This window comes from Microcoleus sp. PH2017_12_PCY_D_A, assembly GCF_020738565.1.
Classification (GTDB): domain Bacteria; phylum Cyanobacteriota; class Cyanobacteriia; order Cyanobacteriales; family Microcoleaceae; genus Microcoleus.
In genome coordinates this window covers 62,711-85,769 of record NZ_JAEQCI010000009.1, presented here as the reverse complement: position 1 = coordinate 85,769, position 23,059 = coordinate 62,711, and the positions used below count along the sequence as shown (strand labels likewise).

The window sequence follows — 23,059 nt, the reverse complement described above, 5'->3', positions numbered from 1 at the left end:
TTCCCAACAGTCAACTGTCAACTGCTATATACATTTTGCCTTCTACATTCTACATAAGATCGCCTTCTACTTCCGAGTGCCCTATGCCCTATGCCCTATGCCCTATGCCCTATTCCCTATTCCCAGTCGTCCGCGAATCTTTCGCTTGAAAAGCTATAAGTGCCTTATAGAAGTTATGTTTAAAACCAAGCGCAAATCTAAGAAGTCCAAACAAAAGCACAGCGAAAAAACAACAACGTCCAGCAAAAAAGAAGTAGCTGCACAAAAACGCAAAACTTCACAAAAGCGCAATGAATTAGCGCAGGCGATCGTCATAAGCTGCTTAATCAGTGCTGCTGTCAGCATCGGCCTGTTGTTCGTGGTTCGCGCTAAGATTGCTATTGCCGGAGGCGCCGCCGCAGCCATTTTGCTGCTTTCCTACAAATACCCCCGTCAAGCTTTCTGGGCTTTTTTTATTTACCTGCCTTTAAGCGGTACAGTTACCTACGCAATTGGCGGCGGGAATGCTGCATTTCAAGTTGCCAAAGACGCTTTCTACATACCAGCCCTCATCGCCCTCATTCAAAGATGCAAAAAGAAACAGTTGCCTCTGTTCATTCCCAAACAAATGCTTTCTACCTTCAGCATCCTGTTGATGATGGCAATGCTGACTTTAATTTTTGTCAACGGGGAGATGCAGCTCAACCCGATGAAGGGCGACAAACCCATTCTACAAGGAATTCTCGGCTTAAAAGTATTGATAGGTTACATACCGCTGATTGCTTGTACCTATTATCTGCTCCGCACTAAGAAGGATTTGGTGTTTTTTGGTAGAATGCACGTAGTTTTGGCGATCGTTTGCTGCGTTCTCGGTTTGATTCAATACCTCTTGCTGCAAAGCGGAAAATGCGCGGGTACCCGAGGCATGATTGGAGAAGAATTATATAAAGCAACTCTGCAAGCTAGATGTTTGGTCGGCGGTTCTTTGGTATTCAGTCCAGAAGTCAAGTTTATCCGCTTGCCGGGAACTTTTGTCGCACCTTGGCAGTGGGCGTGGTTTTTAATTTCTAATGCTTTTTTAACCTTTGCCTCTGCCTTTTGTGACCCTTCATTCTGGTGGAGAGTTATTGGTTTATTAGGCATGGCATTAGTCTTTGCCAATGCGGTTATTTCCGGGCAAAGAGCTGCTTTAGTTCTGGTTCCAGTTGCCACGGGCATTCTGCTAATTCTTACAGGTCAATTAGTTAATTTAAAACGATTTATTCCCATCGGTGCAGGACTGGCGATTCTGCTATTTGTGGGTGCGGCAATTAACCCAGGAATTATCGAGCAGCGGTGGGAGAGTTTTGTTAACCGCTGGAATGCTGCACCGCCTCAGCAGTTTTTCTTGAATCAGTTGGAGCAGAGCAACAATTTTATCATTGACAGACCTCTCGGTAGAGGTGTGGGACGAGCGACTAATTCAACGCGGATATTTGGTACTACGCAACTCATTGAAACTTTCCATCCTAAGTTGATCTACGAACTCGGTTATCCGGGAATGATTGCTTTTCAAATCATGCTTTTACACTTAGCTTTTTTAAGTTTTCGAGCTTACCGTTCTGTCAAGGACAAAAGTTTGCGGAGTTACGGAGCTAGTTTTTGGGTGTTTGTGGGATTTATTACGATCAATCCTCAATATTATCCGCTGGATGTAGATCCAGTGTCTGTCTATTACTGGGTTTTGGCTGGGGCGATTTTAAAGTTGCCCAAAATTGACAAACAGGTGCAGGAGGAAAAACACCAGGAACTTGAGGGAGATGAATTGGAAGTTCACAACCAATTTAAGGAGAAAAAGATTATTGCATCGGCTCCAATTTGACAAAAGTTGGTAGTGAGGACTTCAGTCCTCTTCAAACGAGAGAGGACTGAAGTCCTCACTACAAACCTATTGAATTGTGGTAGTTTCACCAGAGAGCGTATAATATAATGTCCGGTCGCTTAGCCTAACAAAAACGGTTTGTAGTGCGGACTTAAGTCCGCAGCTTTTTGCGGACTTAAGTCCGCACTACGAACGAACTAATCTGATTGCGGTTAATCGATCGGACAGGAGATAAATTGTAATTTTACTGCGGTTGCCAAACCGGAGTGCCAGCATTTAAATCCTTGTCGTTTGTCAATTTAGCAAATTCCAAACCGTTGCGATTAATTACATACAAATTGCTTTTATCGCCTGTGATTTCATTAAAAGCAAAAGCAATTTGCTGACTGTCAGAAGACCAAGCTAATTCAGAAATTCCCGACATTCCTAGGCGAGGAGCTAGTTGATTTAGCTTGTCACCGTTAGCATTTATTGTGTATAATTTTTGCTGGTTGAAGTCTCCGGTGGCGCAGGCGATAAGTTTGCCATCGGGCGACCAGGAAAGTGCATCGTAGTTTCCTGGTTTTTGGGTGAGGTTTTTGGCGGTTCCGCTGTTAAGGTCGATCGCCCAAATATCCTGCTCGTCCCCGCTCAAATCGCCCGTTTTGCCCTGATAGTAAGCAATGCGGCTGCTATCGGGCGACCAAAACAGCTTGACGTTGTAGACTTGATTTTGCGGGTTGTTAGTCAAATTTTTGAGGTTGGTGCCGTCGGCATTAATCGTGTAAACTTGCTGTTGGGGATAGGTGCCGGACAAAAAAGCGATTTTTGCGCGATCGGGCGACCAGACAAGTTCGCTACCGCCAGATGTATACTCGCCGGAACTTTTGGTTAATTTAGTCATGCCCGAACCGTCCGCATTCATTTTGTAGATATTTTTATCCTTGACAAATGCTACCTGTTCACCATCAGGAGAAAGATAGAATGGCGAGGAAATTTCTGTTTTAGCTGGTTGTCCGCCTACTTCCAAATTCCTAACTAATTTAGTTCCTTTAATACCAAAAATATCGATCGTATAAAGTGATTGACTGCCGGGAGAATCCGAGGTAAAACCGTCGCAGGAGCGGGCAAAAATAAGTTTTTTGCTGTTGGGAAACCAAGCTATTTCAAAATTAGATGCTTTGCAAGACTCCCCAGCAAACTGTTTAGTTAACCCGGAACCGTCACTATTAACTGTATAGATGTCGGTATCGCCACTCACGAAAGCCAGCCGATCGCCCTTGGACGACCAAACTAGCGTATAGCTAACATCTATATTGGGTGCAAGTTCGCGGCGGGCCAAACTGGTAGCGTTGACGGTAAATAAACTGTTTTTGATCTCGCTGCCGCGCTGTTGGAGAGCTGTAAACGCCAGTATGTTTGGTTTTTGGGCTGCGGTTGTCGGAGAGCCCAGAAGGGTTGAAAACAGGGCGATCGAGAGTGTTAGGGCGATAAGGGCGATCGACCAAAACCGCCTTAATTGATTGAACCTGAAAAGTTGCAGAATTTGCAACCAGTTGTTCAGGGGCGGGCAAGATGCCCACCCCACACTTAACTTAAACTCTTGTGGAACAGGCTTTTCTGGAAAACTCTTTTGTGGAACAGGCATCTTGCCTGTTACAAATCCCAGCGGGAAAGGCAAATTAAAACCCATTTTCTCGATTCAGAGGCTAATTTTTACAGTGTTTGGCGATCGATATGCCGCGACAGCATCAAACTCTGCTTAATTCTACCAATAATTAGCTCAAACATTTTTTTGCGGGACGGATTCTTGCTGCTGGGCGGCATCCCTAACTCGCAACACATCAAATTCAAATCAGTTGCACTCATAGCCGCCAATTTTTGCCTCACCTCTAGTTCATGACCCTTCTTAGCTTGCAAACGCAATTCTTCATAAACTTCTAGAACATTGTCAGTAGATAAATTAGCAGGTTTCTCAACATCAGCAACAGCAACAGCCTGTAATTCAGAAGTTTTTGACCCAGCAGAAAGCCCTCCCCGCTTGACTTGAGCCTCAATTCTGGTTAATTTTTTGGAAACCTCCCGCAAGATTTCCTTAAGTTCGGCAATTTCATCAACTAACCCGCCGCTTTTTTGCTCGCCATCCGCCAAAATCTCTTTTTTAATCATTTGAGATACTCCTCACACTCGCGCCAAAGTTGCTCAAACTCTCTAACCAATTCTCGCGGCAGTTCTCCCTCATTAATCGCCCGCTTTAGCCCAACGCTTTCCCGAATCGTGGATTCTAAAAATCTCACTTCTATGTTATTGTCTTTTGAGATTTCAGCACAAAGTCTCTTGACTTCTCTCATGTAAAACTGAACTTCATTTGTCAGCAATCCTCCATAGATTTTAGCTTTATTCATAAACACTGCAATCTTGGGAAACGGGTAAGGTTCAATCCGTTTTTGGAGCGAGTTTAAAACTAAACTCAATCCCCGAGAACCAAAATAATCTGGGTTGACAGGAATCAGTATTAAGTCGCAGCAAGAAAGTACGCTGTAGGTGAGGAGACTGAAGGAAGGCGAACAGTCAAACAGCATCAAATCGTATTTAGGGAGATTGGGAGAGTTAGCGATTTTGCCGCTAAACTGACGGATGAAGTCTTTAACACTTTTCCCCTCAAATCCATCGAGGTCTAACCAATACAATTCTTCAACTGAAGGGATAAAATGCAACTGTTCGTCAATCTGATAAATGGTGTCGAAACCAACGGGAAATTTAAAGTTTTGTCCGGCTTTTTTAAAGACTTCGAGGGCGTCGTAAATTGTGAGTCTGTGTTTGAGAGATTTTTCGTACCACTTACCAAATTTGTCATCTAAATGACCCGTATTTTCGTTAAGCCCGATCGCCTCTGTGAGCGACATTTGCGGGTCTAAGTCTAACATAAGGACTTCTAGGTCTGTGCTTTGGGATATAATATTTCCCAGACTCCAGGTGACGGTGGTCTTTCCGACTCCGCCTTTGAAGTTGATTACGGCTATGGATTTTGGACTCATGGCTGGGTTTGTTTGGATTTTGCTCAAATATAAATTAAAACATATTGTGGTGGTTAGCGGAGAGGGCGATCGCAGCCCGATATGTCAATTGACATCAAAAGGAAAGTGCGATCGAGAAACAAATAATAAAATGAACATGAACTGATGTCAAATCAACGTTTCTTCTTACCGTTGGAAGTCTTGAACTGAACTACCAACCGAAAAATCTCTCTAATAGTGCGATCGAGCCGCAATTTTTACACATTAGCTCTTAAATAAAAAGTAAATCTTGATAGAAATACAGTCAATTTAACTATGTCATTTTAAGCCATCGGGATTGTCCTCTTCATATACCATTAAATCCCCCGGCTGACAGTTCAGTGCTCTGCACAAAGCGCTAAGGGTTGCTTCGTCGATTCGGGTGAGTCGGCGGCGGGTTTTGATTTTCGACACAGATGTGGGGTGCATCCCAATTAAAACAGCCAATTCTTTATTGCTGATATTGCGATCGGCCATCACAACTGCCAATTTCCAACGGATCACTGCTGACGCTCAACTGCTAGCCATTACTTTGCAAGCTGATGTTAGCATTCTGCAACCTTGATCATCTCTTATATTGCCTTTACGGCAATATAAATTGCCGCAACGCTTGACAAGCGGCAGGGGTTGAACTAGACTCAGGATGTACAAACCCAAAAGCGATCGCACTTTTTTGCGTGAAGTGCGTTAGCGCAGCCCTCGAAGTGCGATCGGCTTTTGTGTTTCATTGAAGGGCGATCGCCATTTGTCAAGCTGAAATAGCTTCTTTTTTTTGACAAAGACTATAATCAATAGTAAGTCGTATCATATGTCAATTCCATCAGAAATAACCGTTCTAGTTGAGCGTATAAAGCAGGAGCTAACCCAAATTGAGCAGGAAGCAGGTGAGGGACTAAATATTTGTAGAGCTATCCTAGGGAGCTTTCCAAACAATTTTACCGTGATTCAGATTTCGGGATTCTTAAACACCTGTATATTTTTCGCAAACACCTCGAAATCACAAATTCAGGAACGCATAGAATATCTCTCAGCAGTTGAAGTCCTGACAAATGATAGAATAGAAGAGGTGGGGGAAGACTTGGCAATGGAGCTAGGTCGAGTGCTGGAAACTAAAATAAGAGTTAGTAGTGTTAAAGCCCGTTTGGAGAATTTACAATGACACAAAAAGAACTCGATGAGAAGGAATTGCTAGAAATTTTGGAATTAACAAGAGACAGCGAACAGAAAGCTAGAGAAATGTGTCAAATGATCTCGGCTAATACCGCTAAATACCAAAAATGGTCTGAAGCTAAAGCTAAACCAGCCGAAAAACAGAAGCAACTCTAATGAGTAAGTTGTGAAAAAGGCGATCGCATCGACCTTTGTGTCTCATTGAAGGGCGATCGCAATTTGTCAAGCTCAAATAGCTTCCTTTTTTTGACAAAGACTATAATCAATAGTAAATTGTCACTATTCAACTCACAGCCAGAAGCTCATTCAGCTTATTTTTCAACTCTGGGGATGCCATTAATGGATTATAGACTTCCCCCTCGTATGGTTGCCACATATAACTAGGACTAAATGGTCGAAAAACAGGTGATATTTCTAGCCCATGAATAAGTTCCTTTGCTAAAACTAATCCAGGAATAGATAAATTAGATAAATCCTCCATAAGTTCACTATAGGTTCTGAATTCATCAACTTCAACCCCAACCAAAGCATAGCGAAACCAAGGAGCAAACCGTAGAGTTAGATAAAATAAAATACCTAACTCTGTCATCACATAAGCACTTTCAGGGCTATCTATTCCCACTTCACTAATATTATTGGGATAAACCCGACACCACCAGTTTCGATCCATATCTTGAAAAATATCTGTTCGACATAGACATTGGCGATTATTTGACAGCATCCATTCTATGCCCTCAAAGTGTTCAGCAAATTTATTAACCTTGGCTTCATCAGAGCCACACTCTGCCGATAAACTGAATATCCACGCCATTGTTATAGACTCCTATGATATATAAAGTTAATCAACTCTTTCCCAATCATTTTGGGTGTTTGCCAATGCTACCTCATACCTTTCCAGAGACATTGTAACTCTTGGCAAGATACTAACGTGGGTCGAGCTATCTTGGACTGCCTGCAAATCTCCCATAATGTTTCTGTCATCAATTTGCCATAGGGAGTCTTTTCCAGTTCCACCAAATTTTGCAGGTCTGCGAAAAGCTGGTAAACTTTCAATTGAAAGGGAAACAGACATTCCTTTTGTATTCCTGACGGCAACAACAACAAGCTCTCCTCGAAACACACGTTCTGAATCTGCTAACAAATAGCCTTGCTCATTTAGATAACCTGTCGGCATTTGCTCAATATCTATGTCAATACCAGGCCTAACCCCTAATAATCTAGCACTGCGACCTATTTTAGGCTTACCATTTTGCTCCGCCATGCCACGATAGTAAAGTTTTGCCATCAGTTAATGTTTTCAACTTGTAAGCTCATCCTTCATCTTCTGAAGATTCTCAAGGTCAGACCGATGAAGTTGTGTTTGCCGTTCTGTAAGCCACTGATAAAATTCTTGAACTATAACAAAGTATTCATTTGATAAAGAAATTAGACATAAACTATCTCCTAAATTTTCTAAATAAGACATTGAGCTTCCCCAGCTATCCCACTGCTTCAGAATCTCAACATCAAGACGCACACTCATCTCTATATTTTCTTCCGCAAATTCGATTTGCAACGCTGGGATAGGTAAGATGTAATGCTGTGTGTAGTTTCGCAACCTCTGCACAAATTTTTGAACTGAATTATTAGCAATATTTCCAGCAAGTTTTGCCTCATATTCCTTTATAAACTCTTGATTAGAGTAGAGCCTCTTAACAATGTTTCTTGTGTGATCAACTAACGATTTTGCAGATGCAAGAAAGTTATGAAATAGTCTTGAAGCTTCATCAATTAAACTCTCAAGGTTCTCTCTTTGTTCAGAACTGTACATAAACAAAGATTCTCTTGGATTGTTGAGATGATCCAGATGGTATACAAGCTCATCGTAATTTTTATTAAAAACCCGATAACTTGCACTTAAAGCTTGCAAGTTCCGATAAATTTCCATTTCTGGTGAGGCTTGTAACTTATCGAAACGAATACCAAATTCAGTCTTATATTCCATACATTTTTTAAAATCTCGTTACAAATTAAGTAAATTTTAACAGAGGCGACTTCACCCTCCAAAGATGTACAATCAGACTCAAGAAGCTTCAAAGACTAGCATTTTTTTGCTGTAGTAGCCCTCAATCTCGATGCAATCTTTGGCTAGATCAAAATAATCTTTCGCCTTTTTTATATCTTGAGACTGTTTAAAAATTTCTTCTTGCAAAACCGGCCACAATTTTTCAGTGACAAAGTAATACCTTGATTGTGGATGTAATTGAATGTCTGAACCGTTAGTCAAAAATTTTTCTATCTCAGAAGTGTTAGCACTTAATGTCAGATATTGAGTCTCTATATCTTCAATAAACTTTTTGTTCAGCGTTTCATCAATCTTTTCTTCTTCTTTCAAAATCTTCTTTAATTCTTGCAAAATTTCATCATGCTTACGCTCTTTCGTGAACTCTTCAGAAAAATACTTAATTCTGGCAAAATGAATAGATTGAGACATATTTTTAGTTCCTAGCTTGTTTAATGTATTCCACTAACTCAGGTAAGCTATTGACTTTTTCCAAAGCCCTAACAAGGCGATCAACTGAATCACAATCATAATATTGTATGTCTACATTAGGAAATTCTTCCTTAAGCTTTCCTAAAATATTTTTATTGTTATCATCTAGACGATTAACAGGAAAAATATAACGAAACCCGGTTGGCTGCTTCCTTTTTAATAACTTTTTCACGTCACATATCCAGTTTTTAAGACTTCCTTGATTGACAGACCCATCTGCTCGTTCAGGGGAAGATTTACACTCGTAAATAAAATTCCCCTCTACAAAATATGTCATAAGCTTGATTTAAGAAACTATTGAACTTTACTAAGTGTTTATAAGATAAGTTTCGGAAATAGAGAAAATTTCTAGGCTGACTTTCTCAGATCGCGAAAATGAGCGTCAACAGTAAATTCCTTTCCTAGTTTACTGACTTTACTATGTCCTGAAATAGCCACAACCTTACCAGTTAATAATCCTTGAATTAAATCATCTGCATTTTTTGATAATGCTACAAAATCAGTAATCGGTTCATTATCTTTTAAATTATCTACATAATCAACACCTGGCTTCATGTTGAACTGTTTCATCAAATCTTCCAAAAGTGCTTTGAAAGATTTATCAATTACTTTTCCTTTGTCAAGTGGGTTTAATTTTTTCCAGTCTGGTAGATATTCCAATGCTTGACTTAAAGCATTTTTAATAGAACCAAGTCCAAAGTTTGACATTGAAACCTCTACTACAATTGAGTGTGATTACCGATCTAGTAGGTTAGGTTAAAGGAACAAAACCTAACACTAAAAAAAAATATTTTAAATATTGTAGCATAACGACTGCTCAACTGTCAACATTTACCTGCAACCAATAAAAAAATATCATTGCCCCAAATCCACAGACAGAAGGCACACCCCGCACTCTCACAGAACTCAAAATCTACTGGCAACTCCTAGACTGGGAAAAACACCCATCCTCATCTTTTACCAAGACCCCACATCCCCCGCCACCCAAGGTTTGAGCCCTACTTTCCTCGAAGCCCTTACCCGCTTCGACGGTACAATCTGTCTCATCACCGACACGCCTCACCCACCCTTGCAAACCTTCTCGCCCCATGACTCCGATTTAGTTCAAACTGTTGTAAATTGGCTCAAAAGAGTTCATTTAGAGTCTTAAAGAAACCGGGTTTTTGGCCACTTCTATGAGGCGCAGCGAATAATTCTTGAAAAAACCCGGTTTCTAGCCCCGCGAGAAGCAAAGAAACCGGGTTTTTCGCAGTTTTTACGAGGCGCAGCGAATAATTCTTGAAAAAACCCGGTTTCTGGCCACCCCGCAAATCTAAGAAACCGGGTTTTTCGCAGTTTTTACGAGGTGTGGCGAAGTATTCTCGAAAAAACCCGGTTTCTGGCCACCCGTGAACTAAACTTGGCTAAATCTGCACTGTTTTGTGATATAATTAAGGCCTAAAAAAAATAGCACAGAAAAAAGCTATGTCTGAAATTACTCTAGACAAAACTAAGCTTAAAGAATTGCTCAAAGCAGCTATTTTTGAGTTAGTAAAAGAACACAAAGAAGTATTTTCGGAAATTGTAACAGAAGCCCTAGAAGATATAGGGATGGAAAATGCTATCAAAGAAGGCGAAAATACTGAAACAGTCAGTCGCGATCGAATCTTTAAACTTTTGAAGAGACAACACAGTAAATTAGCAGTTCTTTTGGAGTCCTTTAGAACCGATGAACTTTCCTTGGAAACCGTCGCCCAAGAAGTAGAAGCAGTTAGAAGCGAAATTCATGCCAGAAAAACCAACCATTAACCTTCGTGAATTGATTTACATTCCCAAAAGAAATCAGGCCCAACCGTCAAAACTTGTTCTGTTGGCATGAACAATTCCCAATAGGGAAGTCCAGAATCATCTTGCAAATCTGGCTGTAAAATTAGTTGGTAATCACTCTCAAAAACTAGAGTGAGACTAATATTATGAGCATCGATCGCAAAATCAATCAATTCTTTATTTTCCAATTGCTGCAAAACTTTTTTGACAGCATCTATTTCTACCTCATCTATATCTACTGGCAAGGAAGAAGTTAAAATGCGATCGCCTTGCTTAAAAACCCAAGGTGTTGCCCTTGTGCCCAATTGCCAACTACCTTTGCATAGATGTGCTAATTTTGGGTGAGTATAGGCAGACATCTCACCGAAATCTAGCCGTAATTCATCCCCATAACTAAATATAACCTGATGACAAATTTCTCCGATCATCGGTTTAGTAATGACTGAAATAATTTGCTCGATATTTGGCTTCTGATTAGCAATGGATGTTTGAATAGCCATTTAAATATCCTCTAAAAATTCTTTTGCTTTCTGGCGGAGTTGTTCATAAGTAAAATCGCCTCTACGGTTTAAAGTTCCACCATAACCATTTTTCTTTTCTTCCTCAATGAATAAACCAAAAGCAATCCTTAATTCACCTCCCATCTTAAACTCCCTAGCGATTGCATCAACCTGTTTAATATCGCGTTTTCTACCCATTATTATTATCTGCTAAAACCTCTTGTAAAATTTCTGGTGTTAAGCCTCGCTGCTGGGCCCGATCGGAAATTTCTGCCATAACTTTCATTAAAGTTTTATCGACTTCAACTAAATTTTGTCTGTCTTTAAGATTTTCAATAGCTTTCAACAGTTTGGTTTTATTGACTTCCGATTTCAAAAGATATTCGGTTTCATCGCATTCTGAGACAATTATTTCAATCTCTTTATTTCCAAAAGTCGCTTTGATTTGTTCTAAAAAATTAAGATCGAGTTTCCTGGCTTTAAAACGATAAACTGTTGACATCGTTTTTACCTATTTTTGATTGCGATAAAAATTAATATTGCCTTTAAATACAGTAGTTTGAAGTTGACACTAAGGGCTGGCAATTTTGCCAGCCCTTAATTTGTTTTAGCGTTTGACTAACTTCTTAGAAACCTTCCGCAAGCGAATTGATTTCGGTGTTACTTCCACCAATTCATCCTGGCCGATGTACTCCAAAGCACGTTCCAAACTCATATCGACTGGTGCTTGCAATTGCGCCAATTCTTCACCGCCAGATGCGCGGTGGTTTGTCAACTGCTTTGACTTGCAAATATTGAGTTCCATGTCGTCATCTCGGTTGTTTTCTCCGATAATCATCCCTCTGTAAACCTTGGTTCCAGGGGTAATGAAAAATACGCCGCGGTCTTCAGCATTTTTCAGTGAATAAGTAGTTGCAGTTCCTTCTTCAAAGGAAATCAATACTCCGTTGCGACGGGCGACAATTTCTCCACCGAGGGGCCGATAGTCGAGGAAGCTGTGGTTCATAATTCCAGCGCCGCGAGTCAAGCGCATGAATTCGCCTCGGAATCCAATCAAACCACGGGCGGGGACTGAAAATTCGATTTGGGTGCGGCCGGTGCTGCTGACGTGCATATCTTGCATTTCTGCTTTGCGCTGACCAAGGCGTTCGATGCAGCCGCCGACTGCTTCTTCGGGTACGTCTAATACCAAACATTCAAAGGGTTCGCAGGGACGACCGCCGACTTCGCGGAAGATTACTTGCGGCTGAGATACTTGGAATTCGTATCCTTCGCGACGCATATTTTCGATCAGGATGCCGAGGTGGAGTTCGCCACGGCCGGATACGAGGAATTTGTCGGGAGATTCGGTTTCTTCGACGCGCAAGGCGACATTGGTTTGGAGTTCTCGCATTAGCCGATCGCGAATTTGGCGAGATGTTACCAAACTACCTTCTTGACCGCAGAACGGCGAATCGTTCACGGAGAAAGTCATCTGCAAAGTTGGTTCGTCTACCTTGATTAAAGGTAGGGCTTGCGGGTCGTTGGGACAAGTAATTGTCTCGCCAATATAGGCATCAGCAAAACCGGCAACGGCGACAAGATTACCAGCAGAAGATTCTGCAATATCAATCCGCTTCAGGCCTTCAAAGCCCATCAATTTGCTGATTTTTGATTTGACAAGCGCGCCACTTTCGGTGATCAAAACTGCTTGTTGACCGACTCTGATTGTGCCGTTGTGGATGCGGCCGATGACGATACGACCGACGTATTCTGAGTAATCTAAGGTGGTTACTTGCAGTTGTAGTGGCTTGTTGGGGTCGCCTACTGGGGGTGGTACGTGGTCGAGGATTTCTTCAAACAAAGGCTGCATATCTACGCCTTCGTCTTCGAGGGTTTTTTTGGCGTAACCGCTTAAACCGGAACCGAAGAGATAGGGAAATTCGCACTGATCGTCGTCAGCACCGAGTTCGAGGAACAAGTCTAAAACTTTATCGACTGCTTTGTGCGGGTCGGCTCGATCGCGATCGATCTTGTTGACAAATACGATCGGGCGCAAGCCTTTTTCCAGGGCTTTTTTGAGCACGAAGCGGGTTTGCGGCATCGGGCCTTCGTTGGCGTCTACGATCAGCAAACAACCGTCTACCATGCCGAGAACTCGTTCGACTTCACCACCGAAGTCCGCGTGTCCGGGGGTATCGACGATGTTGATCAGGGTTTCTTTGTATCGGACAGCGGTATTTTTGGAAAGGATGGTAATGCCGCGCTCGCGCTCGATGTCGTTGGAGTCCATGACGCAATCTGGGACTTCTTCCCCTTCGCGGAAGACCCCGGACTGTCTGAGGAGAGCGTCCACAAGGGTGGTTTTGCCGTGATCGACGTGAGCAATGATAGCGACGTTGCGAATGGGAAGACTCATAATGCGTCCGAGACGTTAAACGGATTTAACTAAAGATTTCTTAATAATTGTAGCGCATGGAGTCAAGGGGCGATCGGGCGCGACTGTATAATCAAAGCGCTGACCCGCTAAAATTGAAATTATGGAAGCGCAACCCAGAGAGATTAAGCGTTATATTAAACAAAATGGCACAGTTCCATTTGCCGAATGGTTTGGCTCCCTGCGAGATGTTAACGCTAAAATCAGGATTGATAAGAGGCTCGAGCGGGTTAGCAGTGGCAATTTGGGAGACTGTCGCTCAGTTGGCGAAGGAGTTTGCGAACTTAAAATCGACTATGGCCCGGGCTACCGAGTCTACTTTGGACAAGTGGGATCTGCGATCGTGCTTCTGCTGTGCGGTGGGGATAAAAGAAAGGAAAGACGAAGACATTAGCAAAGCTAAAAAATATTGGAGAGATTATGAAAGACGCCAAAATGCCGGCTAGTGATAGCTATCATCCCTTTAAAATTTCCAATCTCAAAGATCCCAATTATTCTGCTGCTTACCTTTCTCTGATCTTTGGAGAAGAGGAAGAGGGAGATTTGGAATTAAAAGTTATGCTCTCAGCTATGAGAGGCTTTGGGCGAACCAAATATGTCCGCTGATGATGCCTCATTGCATTTGGAAAAGTTAGATGCTTTGTTGTCGTCAGAAGGAATTGCGACAATTTATGCTTTGGCCCATTGGCTGAAGGCTTTGGGATTGAAGTTAACGGTTGCTATTGATGCAGGGGATGAGGAAATTTCTGCTAATGTTGCTGAATTGGCGGAAGTTGGTAATGTTTGATGGTGGCCGATCGCCCGTATGATGATGAATGAGTAAGTGCGATCGACTTTATGGAAGTACAAGCCAGGGAAATTCGGCGTTATATTACCCCAGACGGTAGAAATCCTTTTGCAGAGTGGCTTAGTTCCCTGCGGGATTTGAATGCAGTGGTTAAAATTGAGCAAAGGCTTGACCGAGTTCGCTTAGGCAATTTAGGAAACACCAAGTCTGTCGGGGAAGGAGTCTGCGAATTAAAAATTGACTTTGGGCCTGGGTATCGCGTGTACTTCGGACAATTTGGGTCAACAATAGTGCTAATCCTGTGCGGTGGAGATAAAAGCACTCAACAACAAGATATCCGTAAAGCGTATGAGTATTGGAAAGAATATGAAGAACGGGAAAATGCCAACGAGCGATAGTTATCAGGATTATCTGATTGAAGCCCTCAAGGATAAAATGCACGCTGCGGCTTATCTAACAGCGCATTTGGAAGACGAAGAGCCTGAACCAGGTTTGCTTGAACTCGCACTTAGCAATGTATTTGAGAGTTTGGGAAAACCAAATATGTCGGCTGATGAGGCCTCATTGCATTTGGAAAAGTTAGATGCTTTGTCGTCAGAAGGAAGTGCGACAATTTATGCTTTGGCTCATTGGCTGAAGGCTTTGGGATTGAAGTTAACGGTTGCGGTTGATGCAGGGGATGAGGAAATTTCTGCTAATGTTGCTGAGTTGGCAGAAGTTGGTAATGTTTGATGAGGCGCCAACTTCCCAGATATAGCTTTTACAGTCTTTTTTTATTTTAGGGTAGCACTATGTCAGAAACCGAACTAGATTTAGTATCAATAGCCACCAGAGTATTGCAGCTTGAAGAAGAGCAAGTTATTCTAAAAAAATATATAGCCAAACTTAAGCGGCAGTTAGAGGCACAGGAACAGCGATTTAACGATCGCCCTGAACCGCAAATGCTAGAAAGTTTGATGGCTGAAATTGCGTCCCTGCAACAGCCGTGTGATTTGGGAAATGGCCATATGTCTGTCATTGCCGATCGACAGATCGAGCTTGACACCGAGACAGAAAAGCAAAAGTCAGACTTTCAGTATCAGTTAGTATGCGATCGCCCCAACAGTCGCGCTGTGTTGATGGAAGCCCTATCACTAGCTCAAGAGCGGCTGATTATTGTTTGCCCTTGGCTCAATTGTAACAGCATTAATGATGAATTGCTGCAAAAATTTAGGGATTGCTTGAACCGAGGATGTTTGATAAATATTGGCTGGGGTTATTTGGGCGATCGGCAGAAAATCGGCAAGGGATGGCGCTACAATGCTTTAGCAGATTTGCAAGAATTAGCAAGCGAATATCCGGGTCAATTTAGTCTCACTTTATTGGGAACTCACGAAAATTATTTAGTCTGCGATTCCATTTTTGCTATGTTGGGTAGCCATAATTTTCTGACTAACAGCGACCAAAGTGCAGAAAAAGAAGTAGGAATCCGCACGGATGACTGCCAAATTATCAAGGCATTGATTGAGCGATTTGACAGCAGCGAAGTATTAGATGAGGAGGAGATAGAGAGGCGGTTTGTAGCGACTTCGGATTACTTGAATCGAGCGGATTATTTGGAAGGATTAGCGGCGGATTCTGAAGATATTGCTTTAGAGGATAGCTGTGAAGATGTGGAGGATGAGTCTGAGGAATGTCGGGAACCTGTGGTTAGTGTTGAGGAGTTTGTGCGGCGTTACAGTGAGGGAGAAAAGGATTTTACAGGGATTAATTTAGCTGGTGCTGATTTGAGGGGTAAAAACTTAGCTTCTGGTGTTAACTTGAGTAATGCTAATTTGAATAAAGCTAATTTGAACGGTGTAACTTGGCAGGCTGTAAATCTTAGTGGGGCAATTTTGAAGGGAGCAGATATGAGGGAGGCGCGTTTTGATGGCACAAATTTTAGTCTGGCTAATTTATGCGGTGTCAACCTTTATAAGGCTAGTTTATCCAGTGCCAATCTGAATCAAGCAAACTTGGTAAATGCCAACCTTTCTCAGGCTAATTTATCCAGTGCCAATCTGAATCAAGCAAACTTGGTAAATGCCAACCTTTCTCAGGCTAATTTACAATCAGCTAAATTAGAACAAGCCAAATTAAGGAAGGCAATTTTAAGAGCTGCTCAACTACAATATGCAAGTTTCAGTGAGGCTGATTTGAATAGTGCAAACCTCAGCGGATCTAAACTTACTCAACAAACAAAATTCACAACTGCAAACCTCAGTCAAGCTAACTTAAGCGGGCTATACTTAAGGAAAACCGACCTAAACAATGCTGATTTGACAAATGCAAATCTGAGTAATTCTAACCTTTTAGAAGCCAACATCGACCGAGCAAATCTCAAGGGAGTTCAACTTGAAGGAGCGATTTACAATCAAGCAACTTTATTTCCTACTGATTTCGATCCCGTGAAAGCGGGCGCTTGCTTAATTGCTCCTTATGTATCGCTGCAAAATGCCGATCTAACTGGTAGGGACTTGAGCAGTGTTAACTTGATGGGAGCCAATTTACAAGATGCTAATTTGATTTCGGCACAATTGAATAATTCCAATTTAAGAGATGCGAATTTGAGTGGGGCCAAACTTCAGGGAGCAAGGCTAGACGGCTGTAATTTGAGTCGGGCTAATTTGAAGCAGGTCAACTTGAACGATGCAAGATTAGTTAGTGCCGATCTAACTACAGCAGACTTAACTGAAGCTGACTTGCGTCAAGCTGAATTAAACTCTGCAAAACTGCGTGGTGCTGACCTAATTTCAGCAGACCTCCGCGCAGCAAATTTAAGTTATGCAGACTTATCTGGCGCTAACTTAACCGCTGCAAAAATAGGAGGTGCTAACTTGGAAAATGCTAAACTCACTGGTGCAATTATGCCAGATGGATCTACTCACGAATAAAATTAGTTAAGACTTTTGCCAAACTAAAGTCCAATCAAAAAGCCTGAATACAGTCTTTCACAACAACATAACTTTTTCGCAGCCACTCCACTTGCAATGCTGACAACCCGTGCTTAATCTTACCCACCAATTTACCCCAGTTGAAAAGTTCCTCCACACCGCGACACTGCCGAAATTTCCCCTCATAAAACTCTACCCAAAATGCCGGTGCTTGCTGCTGAGTTTTCCGCCAACGGTTCCACCACCGCATACAGTCTTGCAGTGTCGGCGGTTCTACTCCTAAAATTGGCGGCATATCTGCGTAACTCACAAACCTACTAAGCCCAACTCCCACAACGTGGATGATATAGGGCCACAGGCGAATCTCGCGAATCTGTTCTGGCTTGACTTTCAAGACTTTGGCCACTGCTTCTTTTGTGACAAATCGGGCAAGTGGATTTATTTGCTTGGCTTCTGAGTGTTGTGTTGCTATCATAGTGGGTGCATCTGATTGAATGAGTCCATCTGATTGAATGAGTCCATCTGATTGAATGAGTTCGTCTTGAATGAGTTCGTCTTGAATAAGTGCGTCTGATTTAACTAGGTGTGTCTCATTTGATGAGAGTTTGTTTGAAAAAGCGATCGCCCTTTAGTTTCCAAGGCCGGGGGGCGATCGCCCTTTAATATCTATTTACTCTAAGGCAAATACTTGCCCTTTGTCAAGCATGGGATTGGTGAGGTTGCGGATTCGAGAGCTGGCTGCCGAAAACGGCTGGAGTTTGACAGAGGTTGCCGATCGCTCGGGAGTCCACTACAGTACGCTGAAAAATTACGCCCGATCGCCTGGATTAGCAACGGTTGACGTTACTTATCTACAAAAATTAGCTCGAACTTTTGATGTGTTGATTGAAGACTTGTTTGAGGTCGTAGAAGAGTAGGTTGCTCCGAGCGTCTCCTCAGTAGTATATCTAACGTTTATTAATATAAAACAATATAGGTGAGATTTCACCCTTATGTCAAGAGGCGAATTAATAAAATTGCGAATTCGAGAGTTTGCTGCTAGAGAAGGTTGGACGCTAAAGGAAGTAGCCGATCGCTCCGGCGTATCCTACAATACCGTCAAAAGCTACGCCCGATCGCCCGGTATGACAATGGCTGACATCGGTATTTTGCTAAAATTGGCCCGGACGTTTGATGTGTCGATCGAAGAATTGTTAGATTTTGTGGAATAAGTAGCAAATGACACTTAAAATTAATCAGCGCCAACCAATTTGACGAAAACGGACGATCGCCCAAATAACAGATTCCAGAGTTGGCGGATGGGACGGGGCTCCGTCAGGAAGAGATGATATATTCTCAGCGGCAATTGTAGCTGTGCTACCCGCGCGCGATCGATATACAATTTGTAACGTTGAGCCTTATTGAAGTGCAGGAGTGGAGCTGGCTTGGATAACGCTAGTCTGTCGAGAAAAACCCCGCAAGCCTCCGAGCTTGCCGCTGACGAAATTCCAGAAGCAGTACGAGACCACCCATACCTAGAAGCAGGAGCGAGTCAGTCCAAGAAAAAAGGACTGATTTGGAAACTGCTAGGATTGGGCGCAGTCGCCTTTGTGGTCAGCATCTGGCTGCACCTCAACTTTAACTTTTTCCCAGCCACCAGTCGGACACAGCCAACTCAAAAAAACCCAGTAGCAGCGAGTTCGCCGTCGGGATCGGCCGCGAGTCCAGCTAGCAATTCCAAAGCCGCCACCCCAGACAACCTGCTGGGACACTTGCCTTACCCAGAAGCACCAGCCGCCGACTTGGTAAATGTCACCTCCGACGGTAGCGTCAAACTCCGCACTTCAGCAGCAGCAAAATATCAGGAAATGGCCAACGCTGCCGCCGCATCAGGGATCTATTTTGCTCCCATATCCGGCTTTCGATCCGTAGAAGACCAACAGCACGTATTTTTTGACGTAAAAGCCGAACGCAGGCAAAACGCCAGCAAGCGAGCCGAAGTCAGCGCTCCTCCAGGTTACAGCGAACACCATACCGGTTACGCGATCGACCTTGGCGACGGTTCCTCCCCGGATACCAACCTCAGTCCCAGCTTTGAAAATACCCAAGCATTCAAGTGGCTAGAAGCCAACTCCGCCTCCTTCAGCTTTGAAATGTCATTCCCCAAAAACAACCGCCAAGGCGTCAGTTACGAGCCTTGGCACTGGCGGTTTGTGGGCGATCGGCAAAGCCTGGAAACTTTCTACAAAGCTCATTCCATGAAAAAGTAGAAGATAGTTGACAGTGGACAGTTGACCTGTGACAGTGGACAGTTGACCTGTGACAGTTGAGAGTCAGAAGGAAAAAGGAAAAAGGAAGGTTTTCCACATCTCCCCCTCTCCCACTCTCCCTCTCCCCCTCTCCCCCTCCCCCCTCTCCCCCTCTCGCGCAAAACAAGTGATTGCAATCTATCCAGGCAGCTTTGACCCCATTACCTTCGGTCACGCAGATATTATCGAGCGGGGATCTAAACTGTTCGATCGCGTAATTGTTACCGTAGTCAAAAACCCCAGCAAAACTCCTCTGTTCACCGTAGAACAAAGGATCGAGCAGATCCTGCGCTCTACCAAACACCTGCCAAACGTAGAAGTAGACAGTTTTGAGGGTTTGACAGTAAACTATGCTAAGATTCGACAAGCCAAAGTGCTGCTGCGGGGAATCCGGGTATTAACAGATTTTGAAATGGAACTCCAGATGGCCCACACCAATAAAACCCTTCTGGGGGAAATTGAAACAGTTTTTTTGGCAACTTCTAACGAGTACAGCTTTTTAAGTAGTAGTGTAGTTAAAGAAATCGCCAAGTTTGGTGGCTCCGTAGATCATCTTGTTCCGAAACACGTCGCCCTAGATATTTACAAATGTTACGCCAGCAGGAACCAAATCGCATCGAACCCGACTCTACCGGACGCAGCACTGAGAACGAATCACCTCAGAACACCGCCGCCTTCGGAGATGAAACCAGAACCGCAGGAGTAGACATCCAGCGGGAATTGAACCGGCTTGAGGAAATTGTTCTCGACAGCCCGCGAATTCCCATGACCAGACGTACTCTGGTGGATGAAGAACAGTTGCTCGATCAGTTAGACTTGGTGAGGCTGAATTTGCCGATCGCCTTTGGGGAAGCCGAAACGGTCATCCGGCACAAAGACGAACTGCTCCAAGAAGCTCAACTCTACGCTCAAGAAGTGATAGAAGCAGCAGAACAGCGAGCGGCAGAACTTTTAAATGATATGGGCCTGCTCCAGCAGGCGAAGATAGAAGCAGATCAGTTGCGACAGCAAGTTTTGCTCGACTGCGAAGCAATTCAGCAGGCGACGCTGGCGGAAGTCGAACAAATTCGCTACCAGGCTCAAGAGGAACTGGAAGAAATGAGAGCCAGGGCGATGGCGGAATGCGAGGAAATTCAAAACGGCGCCGACGATTATGCCGACCAAGTGCTCGATAATATTGAGCACAAGCTGAGCGATATGCTGCGCGTGATCCGCAACGGGCGCGATCAGTTGGATAGTGTTTCTGCGTCGCACATCCATCACAACAACGGTTAATTAACTGCTTTTAATCAAAGCGTGAGTTATCGGTAATTTTGTGAATTTACGGGCTCCGGGGCGATCGAGTGGCAGGGAAACGGTATTCCCGTGTCCGGCCTACTTGGCGCGAAATCGGGCTCAGTAGCAGGGAAACCGCACGGTGGAGTGTTTGATGCAGAACTCTGTGACTGTGAGAATTTTAATAATTGCTATCAGATTGAGAATTGTAGCAATACTTTTTTGAATATTGATAATTTTTGTGAAGATAGGGGCAAATATAACATTTTCTGCTATGGTGAAAATCCATCAGGCACAAAATTTCTGATTTGACCATAATTTTTGCAATCTACTTTTTACCATGCAAAAAGCTTCTAATCGGTTTGCGGAATTTGACTTGATCCGAGCTTTAGCCATAGTCAGTGTCGTGATTACTCATGCTGGGTTTGCCTCATTTCGCGATCGCCGAATTTTGTTTGTCTCTATCGATACATTCCAACTCTTCTGCGTACCAGCTTTTTTACTCCTCAGCGGTTTTTTTCTCACCAACAAACTGGAAAATCAAAATAATCCCGGACAGGTAGTCAAAAAAAGACTGTCAAAAATCATACCACCCTACCTGTTTTGGTCAGTAACTTTGTACATCTTAAATAATTTGGGAAAACTCCCAAACTTTGATTTACTGTCATTGCTCAGAAATATTCTGACAGGCTCCGTGATGCCTCCCTATTACTTCATCGTTGTAATTATTCAATGCTACGGCTGGTGGTGGCTGCTAGTGAGATCGCGATTTTTAGAACCCATCAAAGTTTTGGCATTGGGTTTAACAATTCAAACAATTTTTACCATCTTCTTTTACTTAACCGTTTTCAAATACATATCAATACCTTTACCTTTGATGGAGCGATGGATTTTTAGTTGGATTTTACCATTTTCAACAGGTCTGTTTTTGGGCGCAGCCTATGACAAAATTCAACCAGTTCTCGAAGGCAGAAAAATGCTAGTTTTAGGAGCAACAATCCTCTTTTATCTAGCCAGCATTTGGGAATATTACTGGATGAGCAAAGTTAATTCGGACGGATGGTTTTTGCGATCGTTTTTTAAACTCTATTCTCAAGGATACGCAATTTTGTTCGTCTTGTCGATCCTCGCATTTTCTAAAAATATCGCACTTCCCAGCAGAGTTTCGGGGTTAATCAAACTATTGGCTGCGTATTCATTCCCGATATATCTGCTGGATTCAACTGTCGTGCAATATGTATTGTTAGTGTTTTATAAATTTATCGATCCCGTACATCCGCTGCTGAAGCTCAGCTTTTTAGTGACAGGCACTTTGTGCGGTTGTTTGGCGATTATTTACCTGTTGCAGAAAGTTTTGCCCAAAAAATACAGCCAGTACATTCTGGGAATTTAATCAGATTTTGTGTTTCAGCGAATGTCTTCATAAAACTGCTTGAGATACTTCGCTGGAACGCCAAACCCCCACAATAAACCGATCGCAAGATAGATAGCAGTTGCTTTGACTTCGCCCCATTGCGCCACTCGGCGATCGCTACTTTCAACGACACGATGAACTAACTTAATTTTACCGCATCGCGCTAACTTCAAACACAAATCCGCCTCCTCCATAATTGGTAGCGCCGCATCGAAACCCGCGCATTCCCAAAAATCGGTGCGGCGGCAAAAAATAACTTGATCGCCAAACAGCAATCGCAATCCTTTAACAAACAAATGAGGTCGAAATAACAGCGGCGCGTAATAAGTTTTCAGGTAATTGTGCAGCGAAAAACCCCATCTTGTTTGCTGCGAACCTGTCATTAAAGAAATAAATCCGCCGCCGACAATTTCGGCATCGGATAATGTTTTCTGGATGATTGCTACGATGTCGTCGGGAACTAGAGTATCGGCGTGGAGGAAGCACAAAATTTCGCCTGTGGCGGTTTGGGCACCCAAATTCATTTGCACGGAACGTCCCGGCATACTGCTAAAAATAACACGGGTTGTGGAAGCAAGGGCGATCGCCACTGTTTCGTCTTGACTGCCGCCGTCTACCACCAAAACCTCCCAAGCTGGAGGATTGAGAATGCTGAGTTGGCGGAGGGTGCGTTCCAGACAAGTCGCTTCGTTCAGGGCTGGGATGATAATAGAAACGCGATCCATCTTGTTGAAATTTATGCCAAAACTATTATAATAAAAAACTGTGGCGATTCGCAACTTGAGACAAAATAGAACTTGCGCGCGCTGATTCAGAAACCCGGTTTCTGGCTGGGAACTCGTCACGGAACCTCTGATTTTTCACAGAAACCGGGTTTCTGGGCGTTAGTCCTATAAAATCAAGAAGAACGGGCGGTGGAAACCAGGTTTATACACACTTTCACCGGAGGAGTGCGGGTTGAAAAGTGGCTGGTTAAAATTACGTTATCTTCCCCAGTCTGCGGAGGCAGACTTGCTTTTTGTAGACGCGGTTTCAACCGCTGTCTTATCTGATATTCCACTAACTAATCAGGACTAAAAAAAT

The 23,059-nt window shown here is 43.2% G+C and carries 33 protein-coding genes; 17 read left to right on the top strand and 16 right to left on the bottom strand.

What is annotated here, in order from left to right:
* The first annotated feature begins 175 nt into the window (after positions 1 to 175).
* The gene (hpsL, locus tag JGK39_RS00500; RefSeq protein WP_293262042.1) at positions 176 to 1,840 is read left to right on the top strand and encodes a hormogonium polysaccharide biosynthesis protein HpsL; all 1,665 of its coding nucleotides are present in this window, start codon (positions 176 to 178) and stop codon (positions 1,838 to 1,840) included.
* A gap of 244 nt (positions 1,841 to 2,084) precedes the next feature.
* Here the strand turns inward: hpsL and JGK39_RS00495 are convergent, their stop codons facing one another.
* From JGK39_RS00495 to JGK39_RS00485, 3 genes are all read right to left on the bottom strand, one after another.
* Positions 2,085 to 3,467, bottom strand: coding sequence for a DPP IV N-terminal domain-containing protein (locus tag JGK39_RS00495; protein ID WP_293295421.1), 1,383 nt, complete (start codon positions 3,465 to 3,467; stop codon positions 2,085 to 2,087).
* Positions 3,468 to 3,535: 68 nt separating this feature from the next.
* The gene (locus tag JGK39_RS00490; protein WP_293295419.1) at positions 3,536 to 3,988 is read right to left on the bottom strand and encodes a hypothetical protein; all 453 of its coding nucleotides are present in this window, start codon (positions 3,986 to 3,988) and stop codon (positions 3,536 to 3,538) included.
* The gene (locus tag JGK39_RS00485; protein WP_293262033.1) at positions 3,985 to 4,857 is read right to left on the bottom strand and encodes a ParA family protein; all 873 of its coding nucleotides are present in this window, start codon (positions 4,855 to 4,857) and stop codon (positions 3,985 to 3,987) included. Before JGK39_RS00485 ends, JGK39_RS00490 begins: the two co-directional genes overlap by 4 nt.
* Between JGK39_RS00485 and JGK39_RS00480 the strand changes: the two genes are divergently transcribed.
* Entirely contained in the window at positions 4,856 to 5,002 is a 147-nt protein-coding gene (locus JGK39_RS00480) for a hypothetical protein (protein WP_293295417.1), read from the top strand. The two genes, JGK39_RS00485 and JGK39_RS00480, sit on opposite strands and share 2 nt — an antisense overlap.
* Positions 5,003 to 5,154: 152 nt before the next feature.
* Here the strand turns inward: JGK39_RS00480 and JGK39_RS00475 are convergent, their stop codons facing one another.
* Positions 5,155 to 5,379 (bottom strand): helix-turn-helix transcriptional regulator, encoded by a 225-nt coding sequence (locus tag JGK39_RS00475; protein WP_293295415.1) that lies wholly within the window; start codon positions 5,377 to 5,379, stop codon positions 5,155 to 5,157.
* A gap of 304 nt (positions 5,380 to 5,683) precedes the next feature.
* On the opposite strand from JGK39_RS00475, the gene JGK39_RS00470 reads away from it, so the two are divergent.
* Both JGK39_RS00470 and JGK39_RS00465 read left to right on the top strand, forming a co-directional pair.
* Complete coding sequence (locus JGK39_RS00470) at positions 5,684 to 6,034, top strand: hypothetical protein (RefSeq protein WP_293295413.1); 351 nt, start codon at positions 5,684 to 5,686, stop codon at positions 6,032 to 6,034.
* Positions 6,031 to 6,201, top strand: coding sequence for a hypothetical protein (locus JGK39_RS00465; RefSeq protein WP_293247416.1), 171 nt, complete (start codon positions 6,031 to 6,033; stop codon positions 6,199 to 6,201). The genes JGK39_RS00470 and JGK39_RS00465 overlap by 4 nt, the downstream gene beginning before the upstream one ends.
* A gap of 127 nt (positions 6,202 to 6,328) precedes the next feature.
* On the opposite strand, the gene JGK39_RS00460 is transcribed toward JGK39_RS00465, so the two are convergent.
* From JGK39_RS00460 to JGK39_RS00435, 6 genes are all read right to left on the bottom strand, one after another.
* Positions 6,329 to 6,856 (bottom strand): hypothetical protein, encoded by a 528-nt coding sequence (locus JGK39_RS00460; protein ID WP_293247418.1) that lies wholly within the window; start codon positions 6,854 to 6,856, stop codon positions 6,329 to 6,331.
* Between the two features lie 27 nt (positions 6,857 to 6,883).
* On the bottom strand, positions 6,884 to 7,330 hold the full coding sequence (locus tag JGK39_RS00455; protein ID WP_293247420.1) for a hypothetical protein: 447 nt from the start codon (positions 7,328 to 7,330) through the stop codon (positions 6,884 to 6,886).
* Between the two features lie 12 nt (positions 7,331 to 7,342).
* Positions 7,343 to 8,029: a hypothetical protein gene (locus JGK39_RS00450; protein WP_293247422.1), complete on the bottom strand. Its 687-nt coding sequence runs from the start codon at positions 8,027 to 8,029 to the stop codon at positions 7,343 to 7,345.
* A gap of 78 nt (positions 8,030 to 8,107) precedes the next feature.
* The gene (locus JGK39_RS00445; RefSeq protein WP_293247424.1) at positions 8,108 to 8,518 is read right to left on the bottom strand and encodes a hypothetical protein; all 411 of its coding nucleotides are present in this window, start codon (positions 8,516 to 8,518) and stop codon (positions 8,108 to 8,110) included.
* Between the two features lie 4 nt (positions 8,519 to 8,522).
* On the bottom strand, positions 8,523 to 8,855 hold the full coding sequence (locus JGK39_RS00440) for a hypothetical protein (RefSeq protein WP_293247426.1): 333 nt from the start codon (positions 8,853 to 8,855) through the stop codon (positions 8,523 to 8,525).
* 71 nt (positions 8,856 to 8,926) lie between these two features.
* A complete protein-coding gene (locus tag JGK39_RS00435) occupies positions 8,927 to 9,286 on the bottom strand; it encodes a hypothetical protein (protein ID WP_293247428.1) in 360 nt (119 codons plus the stop codon).
* 756 nt (positions 9,287 to 10,042) lie between these two features.
* On the opposite strand from JGK39_RS00435, the gene JGK39_RS00430 reads away from it, so the two are divergent.
* Positions 10,043 to 10,366 (top strand): hypothetical protein, encoded by a 324-nt coding sequence (locus JGK39_RS00430; RefSeq protein WP_293247430.1) that lies wholly within the window; start codon positions 10,043 to 10,045, stop codon positions 10,364 to 10,366.
* Here JGK39_RS00430 and JGK39_RS00425 read toward each other — a convergent pair.
* The 4 genes from JGK39_RS00425 to typA all read right to left on the bottom strand — a co-directional run bounded on the left by JGK39_RS00425 (position 10,363) and on the right by typA (position 13,282).
* On the bottom strand, positions 10,363 to 10,884 hold the full coding sequence (locus JGK39_RS00425; protein ID WP_293247432.1) for a hypothetical protein: 522 nt from the start codon (positions 10,882 to 10,884) through the stop codon (positions 10,363 to 10,365). The two genes, JGK39_RS00430 and JGK39_RS00425, sit on opposite strands and share 4 nt — an antisense overlap.
* Positions 10,885 to 11,082 carry a hypothetical protein gene (locus tag JGK39_RS00420; RefSeq protein WP_293247434.1) on the bottom strand — a complete coding sequence of 66 codons (198 nt, stop codon included), beginning with the start codon at positions 11,080 to 11,082 and terminating at the stop codon, positions 10,885 to 10,887.
* Complete coding sequence (locus tag JGK39_RS00415) at positions 11,075 to 11,386, bottom strand: hypothetical protein (RefSeq protein WP_293295411.1); 312 nt, start codon at positions 11,384 to 11,386, stop codon at positions 11,075 to 11,077. The genes JGK39_RS00420 and JGK39_RS00415 overlap by 8 nt, the downstream gene beginning before the upstream one ends.
* 105 nt (positions 11,387 to 11,491) lie before the next feature.
* Positions 11,492 to 13,282, bottom strand: a complete 1,791-nt coding sequence (gene typA / locus JGK39_RS00410; protein ID WP_293247438.1) for a translational GTPase TypA — start codon at positions 13,280 to 13,282, stop codon at positions 11,492 to 11,494.
* A gap of 121 nt (positions 13,283 to 13,403) precedes the next feature.
* On the opposite strand from typA, the gene JGK39_RS00405 reads away from it, so the two are divergent.
* Genes JGK39_RS00405 through JGK39_RS00380 form a run of 6 tightly spaced genes read left to right on the top strand, consistent with a single transcriptional unit; the run spans position 13,404 to position 16,999 of the window.
* A complete protein-coding gene (locus JGK39_RS00405; protein WP_293247441.1) occupies positions 13,404 to 13,694 on the top strand; it encodes a type II toxin-antitoxin system RelE/ParE family toxin in 291 nt (96 codons plus the stop codon).
* Between the two features lie 26 nt (positions 13,695 to 13,720).
* A complete protein-coding gene (locus JGK39_RS00400) occupies positions 13,721 to 13,906 on the top strand; it encodes a hypothetical protein (protein ID WP_293247444.1) in 186 nt (61 codons plus the stop codon).
* Positions 13,896 to 14,087 carry a hypothetical protein gene (locus JGK39_RS00395; protein ID WP_293247447.1) on the top strand — a complete coding sequence of 64 codons (192 nt, stop codon included), beginning with the start codon at positions 13,896 to 13,898 and terminating at the stop codon, positions 14,085 to 14,087. The genes JGK39_RS00400 and JGK39_RS00395 overlap by 11 nt, the downstream gene beginning before the upstream one ends.
* 50 nt (positions 14,088 to 14,137) lie before the next feature.
* The gene (locus JGK39_RS00390) at positions 14,138 to 14,485 is read left to right on the top strand and encodes a type II toxin-antitoxin system RelE/ParE family toxin (protein WP_293247450.1); all 348 of its coding nucleotides are present in this window, start codon (positions 14,138 to 14,140) and stop codon (positions 14,483 to 14,485) included.
* Positions 14,469 to 14,819 carry a transcriptional regulator gene (locus JGK39_RS00385; RefSeq protein WP_293247454.1) on the top strand — a complete coding sequence of 117 codons (351 nt, stop codon included), beginning with the start codon at positions 14,469 to 14,471 and terminating at the stop codon, positions 14,817 to 14,819. Before JGK39_RS00390 ends, JGK39_RS00385 begins: the two co-directional genes overlap by 17 nt.
* 59 nt (positions 14,820 to 14,878) lie before the next feature.
* Positions 14,879 to 16,999, top strand: coding sequence for a pentapeptide repeat-containing protein (locus JGK39_RS00380; protein WP_293247457.1), 2,121 nt, complete (start codon positions 14,879 to 14,881; stop codon positions 16,997 to 16,999).
* A gap of 34 nt (positions 17,000 to 17,033) precedes the next feature.
* Here JGK39_RS00380 and JGK39_RS00375 read toward each other — a convergent pair whose 3' ends face one another.
* Positions 17,034 to 17,474, bottom strand: coding sequence for a hypothetical protein (locus JGK39_RS00375; RefSeq protein WP_293247460.1), 441 nt, complete (start codon positions 17,472 to 17,474; stop codon positions 17,034 to 17,036).
* Between the two features lie 229 nt (positions 17,475 to 17,703).
* Here JGK39_RS00375 and JGK39_RS00370 point away from each other — a divergent pair, with 229 nt between their 5' ends.
* From JGK39_RS00370 to JGK39_RS00345, 6 genes are all read left to right on the top strand, one after another.
* On the top strand, positions 17,704 to 17,916 hold the full coding sequence (locus JGK39_RS00370; RefSeq protein ID WP_293247585.1) for a helix-turn-helix transcriptional regulator: 213 nt from the start codon (positions 17,704 to 17,706) through the stop codon (positions 17,914 to 17,916).
* A 75-nt stretch (positions 17,917 to 17,991) separates the two neighbouring features.
* Complete coding sequence (locus JGK39_RS00365; protein ID WP_293247464.1) at positions 17,992 to 18,210, top strand: helix-turn-helix transcriptional regulator; 219 nt, start codon at positions 17,992 to 17,994, stop codon at positions 18,208 to 18,210.
* A gap of 213 nt (positions 18,211 to 18,423) precedes the next feature.
* Positions 18,424 to 19,248 carry a M15 family metallopeptidase gene (locus JGK39_RS00360; protein ID WP_293247468.1) on the top strand — a complete coding sequence of 275 codons (825 nt, stop codon included), beginning with the start codon at positions 18,424 to 18,426 and terminating at the stop codon, positions 19,246 to 19,248.
* Positions 19,249 to 19,414: 166 nt separating this feature from the next.
* Entirely contained in the window at positions 19,415 to 19,993 is a 579-nt protein-coding gene (gene coaD, locus JGK39_RS00355; protein ID WP_293247471.1) for a pantetheine-phosphate adenylyltransferase, read from the top strand.
* Positions 19,876 to 20,562, top strand: coding sequence for a DivIVA domain-containing protein (locus JGK39_RS00350; RefSeq protein WP_293247474.1), 687 nt, complete (start codon positions 19,876 to 19,878; stop codon positions 20,560 to 20,562). The genes coaD and JGK39_RS00350 overlap by 118 nt, the downstream gene beginning before the upstream one ends.
* A 340-nt stretch (positions 20,563 to 20,902) precedes the next feature.
* Positions 20,903 to 21,955 (top strand): acyltransferase, encoded by a 1,053-nt coding sequence (locus JGK39_RS00345; RefSeq protein ID WP_293295409.1) that lies wholly within the window; start codon positions 20,903 to 20,905, stop codon positions 21,953 to 21,955.
* 14 nt (positions 21,956 to 21,969) lie between these two features.
* Here the strand turns inward: JGK39_RS00345 and JGK39_RS00340 are convergent, their stop codons facing one another.
* Positions 21,970 to 22,701: a TIGR04283 family arsenosugar biosynthesis glycosyltransferase gene (locus tag JGK39_RS00340; protein WP_293247480.1), complete on the bottom strand. Its 732-nt coding sequence runs from the start codon at positions 22,699 to 22,701 to the stop codon at positions 21,970 to 21,972.
* Between the last annotated feature and the right edge of the window lie 358 nt (positions 22,702 to 23,059).

What these genes read in the sequence shown, in the direction of transcription:
- hpsL (WP_293262042.1), top strand. Translation starts at nt 176, where the DNA reads ATGTTTAAAACCAAGCGCAAATCTAAGAAGTCCAAACAAAAGCACAGC.
- JGK39_RS00495 (WP_293295421.1), bottom strand. Translation starts at nt 3,467, where the DNA reads ATGCCTGTTCCACAAAAGAGTTTTCCAGAAAAGCCTGTTCCACAAGAG.
- JGK39_RS00490 (WP_293295419.1), bottom strand. Translation starts at nt 3,988, where the DNA reads ATGATTAAAAAAGAGATTTTGGCGGATGGCGAGCAAAAAAGCGGCGGG.
- JGK39_RS00480 (WP_293295417.1), top strand. Translation starts at nt 4,856, where the DNA reads ATGGCTGGGTTTGTTTGGATTTTGCTCAAATATAAATTAAAACATATT.
- JGK39_RS00485 (WP_293262033.1), bottom strand. Translation starts at nt 4,857, where the DNA reads ATGAGTCCAAAATCCATAGCCGTAATCAACTTCAAAGGCGGAGTCGGA.
- JGK39_RS00470 (WP_293295413.1), top strand. Translation starts at nt 5,684, where the DNA reads ATGTCAATTCCATCAGAAATAACCGTTCTAGTTGAGCGTATAAAGCAG.
- JGK39_RS00465 (WP_293247416.1), top strand. Translation starts at nt 6,031, where the DNA reads ATGACACAAAAAGAACTCGATGAGAAGGAATTGCTAGAAATTTTGGAA.
- JGK39_RS00460 (WP_293247418.1), bottom strand. Translation starts at nt 6,856, where the DNA reads ATGGCGTGGATATTCAGTTTATCGGCAGAGTGTGGCTCTGATGAAGCC.
- JGK39_RS00455 (WP_293247420.1), bottom strand. Translation starts at nt 7,330, where the DNA reads ATGGCAAAACTTTACTATCGTGGCATGGCGGAGCAAAATGGTAAGCCT.
- JGK39_RS00450 (WP_293247422.1), bottom strand. Translation starts at nt 8,029, where the DNA reads ATGGAATATAAGACTGAATTTGGTATTCGTTTCGATAAGTTACAAGCC.
- JGK39_RS00445 (WP_293247424.1), bottom strand. Translation starts at nt 8,518, where the DNA reads ATGTCTCAATCTATTCATTTTGCCAGAATTAAGTATTTTTCTGAAGAG.
- JGK39_RS00440 (WP_293247426.1), bottom strand. Translation starts at nt 8,855, where the DNA reads ATGACATATTTTGTAGAGGGGAATTTTATTTACGAGTGTAAATCTTCC.
- JGK39_RS00435 (WP_293247428.1), bottom strand. Translation starts at nt 9,286, where the DNA reads ATGTCAAACTTTGGACTTGGTTCTATTAAAAATGCTTTAAGTCAAGCA.
- JGK39_RS00430 (WP_293247430.1), top strand. Translation starts at nt 10,043, where the DNA reads ATGTCTGAAATTACTCTAGACAAAACTAAGCTTAAAGAATTGCTCAAA.
- JGK39_RS00425 (WP_293247432.1), bottom strand. Translation starts at nt 10,884, where the DNA reads ATGGCTATTCAAACATCCATTGCTAATCAGAAGCCAAATATCGAGCAA.
- JGK39_RS00420 (WP_293247434.1), bottom strand. Translation starts at nt 11,082, where the DNA reads ATGGGTAGAAAACGCGATATTAAACAGGTTGATGCAATCGCTAGGGAG.
- JGK39_RS00415 (WP_293295411.1), bottom strand. Translation starts at nt 11,386, where the DNA reads ATGTCAACAGTTTATCGTTTTAAAGCCAGGAAACTCGATCTTAATTTT.
- typA (WP_293247438.1), bottom strand. Translation starts at nt 13,282, where the DNA reads ATGAGTCTTCCCATTCGCAACGTCGCTATCATTGCTCACGTCGATCAC.
- JGK39_RS00405 (WP_293247441.1), top strand. Translation starts at nt 13,404, where the DNA reads ATGGAAGCGCAACCCAGAGAGATTAAGCGTTATATTAAACAAAATGGC.
- JGK39_RS00400 (WP_293247444.1), top strand. Translation starts at nt 13,721, where the DNA reads ATGAAAGACGCCAAAATGCCGGCTAGTGATAGCTATCATCCCTTTAAA.
- JGK39_RS00395 (WP_293247447.1), top strand. Translation starts at nt 13,896, where the DNA reads ATGTCCGCTGATGATGCCTCATTGCATTTGGAAAAGTTAGATGCTTTG.
- JGK39_RS00390 (WP_293247450.1), top strand. Translation starts at nt 14,138, where the DNA reads ATGGAAGTACAAGCCAGGGAAATTCGGCGTTATATTACCCCAGACGGT.
- JGK39_RS00385 (WP_293247454.1), top strand. Translation starts at nt 14,469, where the DNA reads ATGCCAACGAGCGATAGTTATCAGGATTATCTGATTGAAGCCCTCAAG.
- JGK39_RS00380 (WP_293247457.1), top strand. Translation starts at nt 14,879, where the DNA reads ATGTCAGAAACCGAACTAGATTTAGTATCAATAGCCACCAGAGTATTG.
- JGK39_RS00375 (WP_293247460.1), bottom strand. Translation starts at nt 17,474, where the DNA reads ATGATAGCAACACAACACTCAGAAGCCAAGCAAATAAATCCACTTGCC.
- JGK39_RS00370 (WP_293247585.1), top strand. Translation starts at nt 17,704, where the DNA reads ATGGGATTGGTGAGGTTGCGGATTCGAGAGCTGGCTGCCGAAAACGGC.
- JGK39_RS00365 (WP_293247464.1), top strand. Translation starts at nt 17,992, where the DNA reads ATGTCAAGAGGCGAATTAATAAAATTGCGAATTCGAGAGTTTGCTGCT.
- JGK39_RS00350 (WP_293247474.1), top strand. Translation starts at nt 19,876, where the DNA reads ATGTTACGCCAGCAGGAACCAAATCGCATCGAACCCGACTCTACCGGA.
- JGK39_RS00345 (WP_293295409.1), top strand. Translation starts at nt 20,903, where the DNA reads ATGCAAAAAGCTTCTAATCGGTTTGCGGAATTTGACTTGATCCGAGCT.
- JGK39_RS00340 (WP_293247480.1), bottom strand. Translation starts at nt 22,701, where the DNA reads ATGGATCGCGTTTCTATTATCATCCCAGCCCTGAACGAAGCGACTTGT.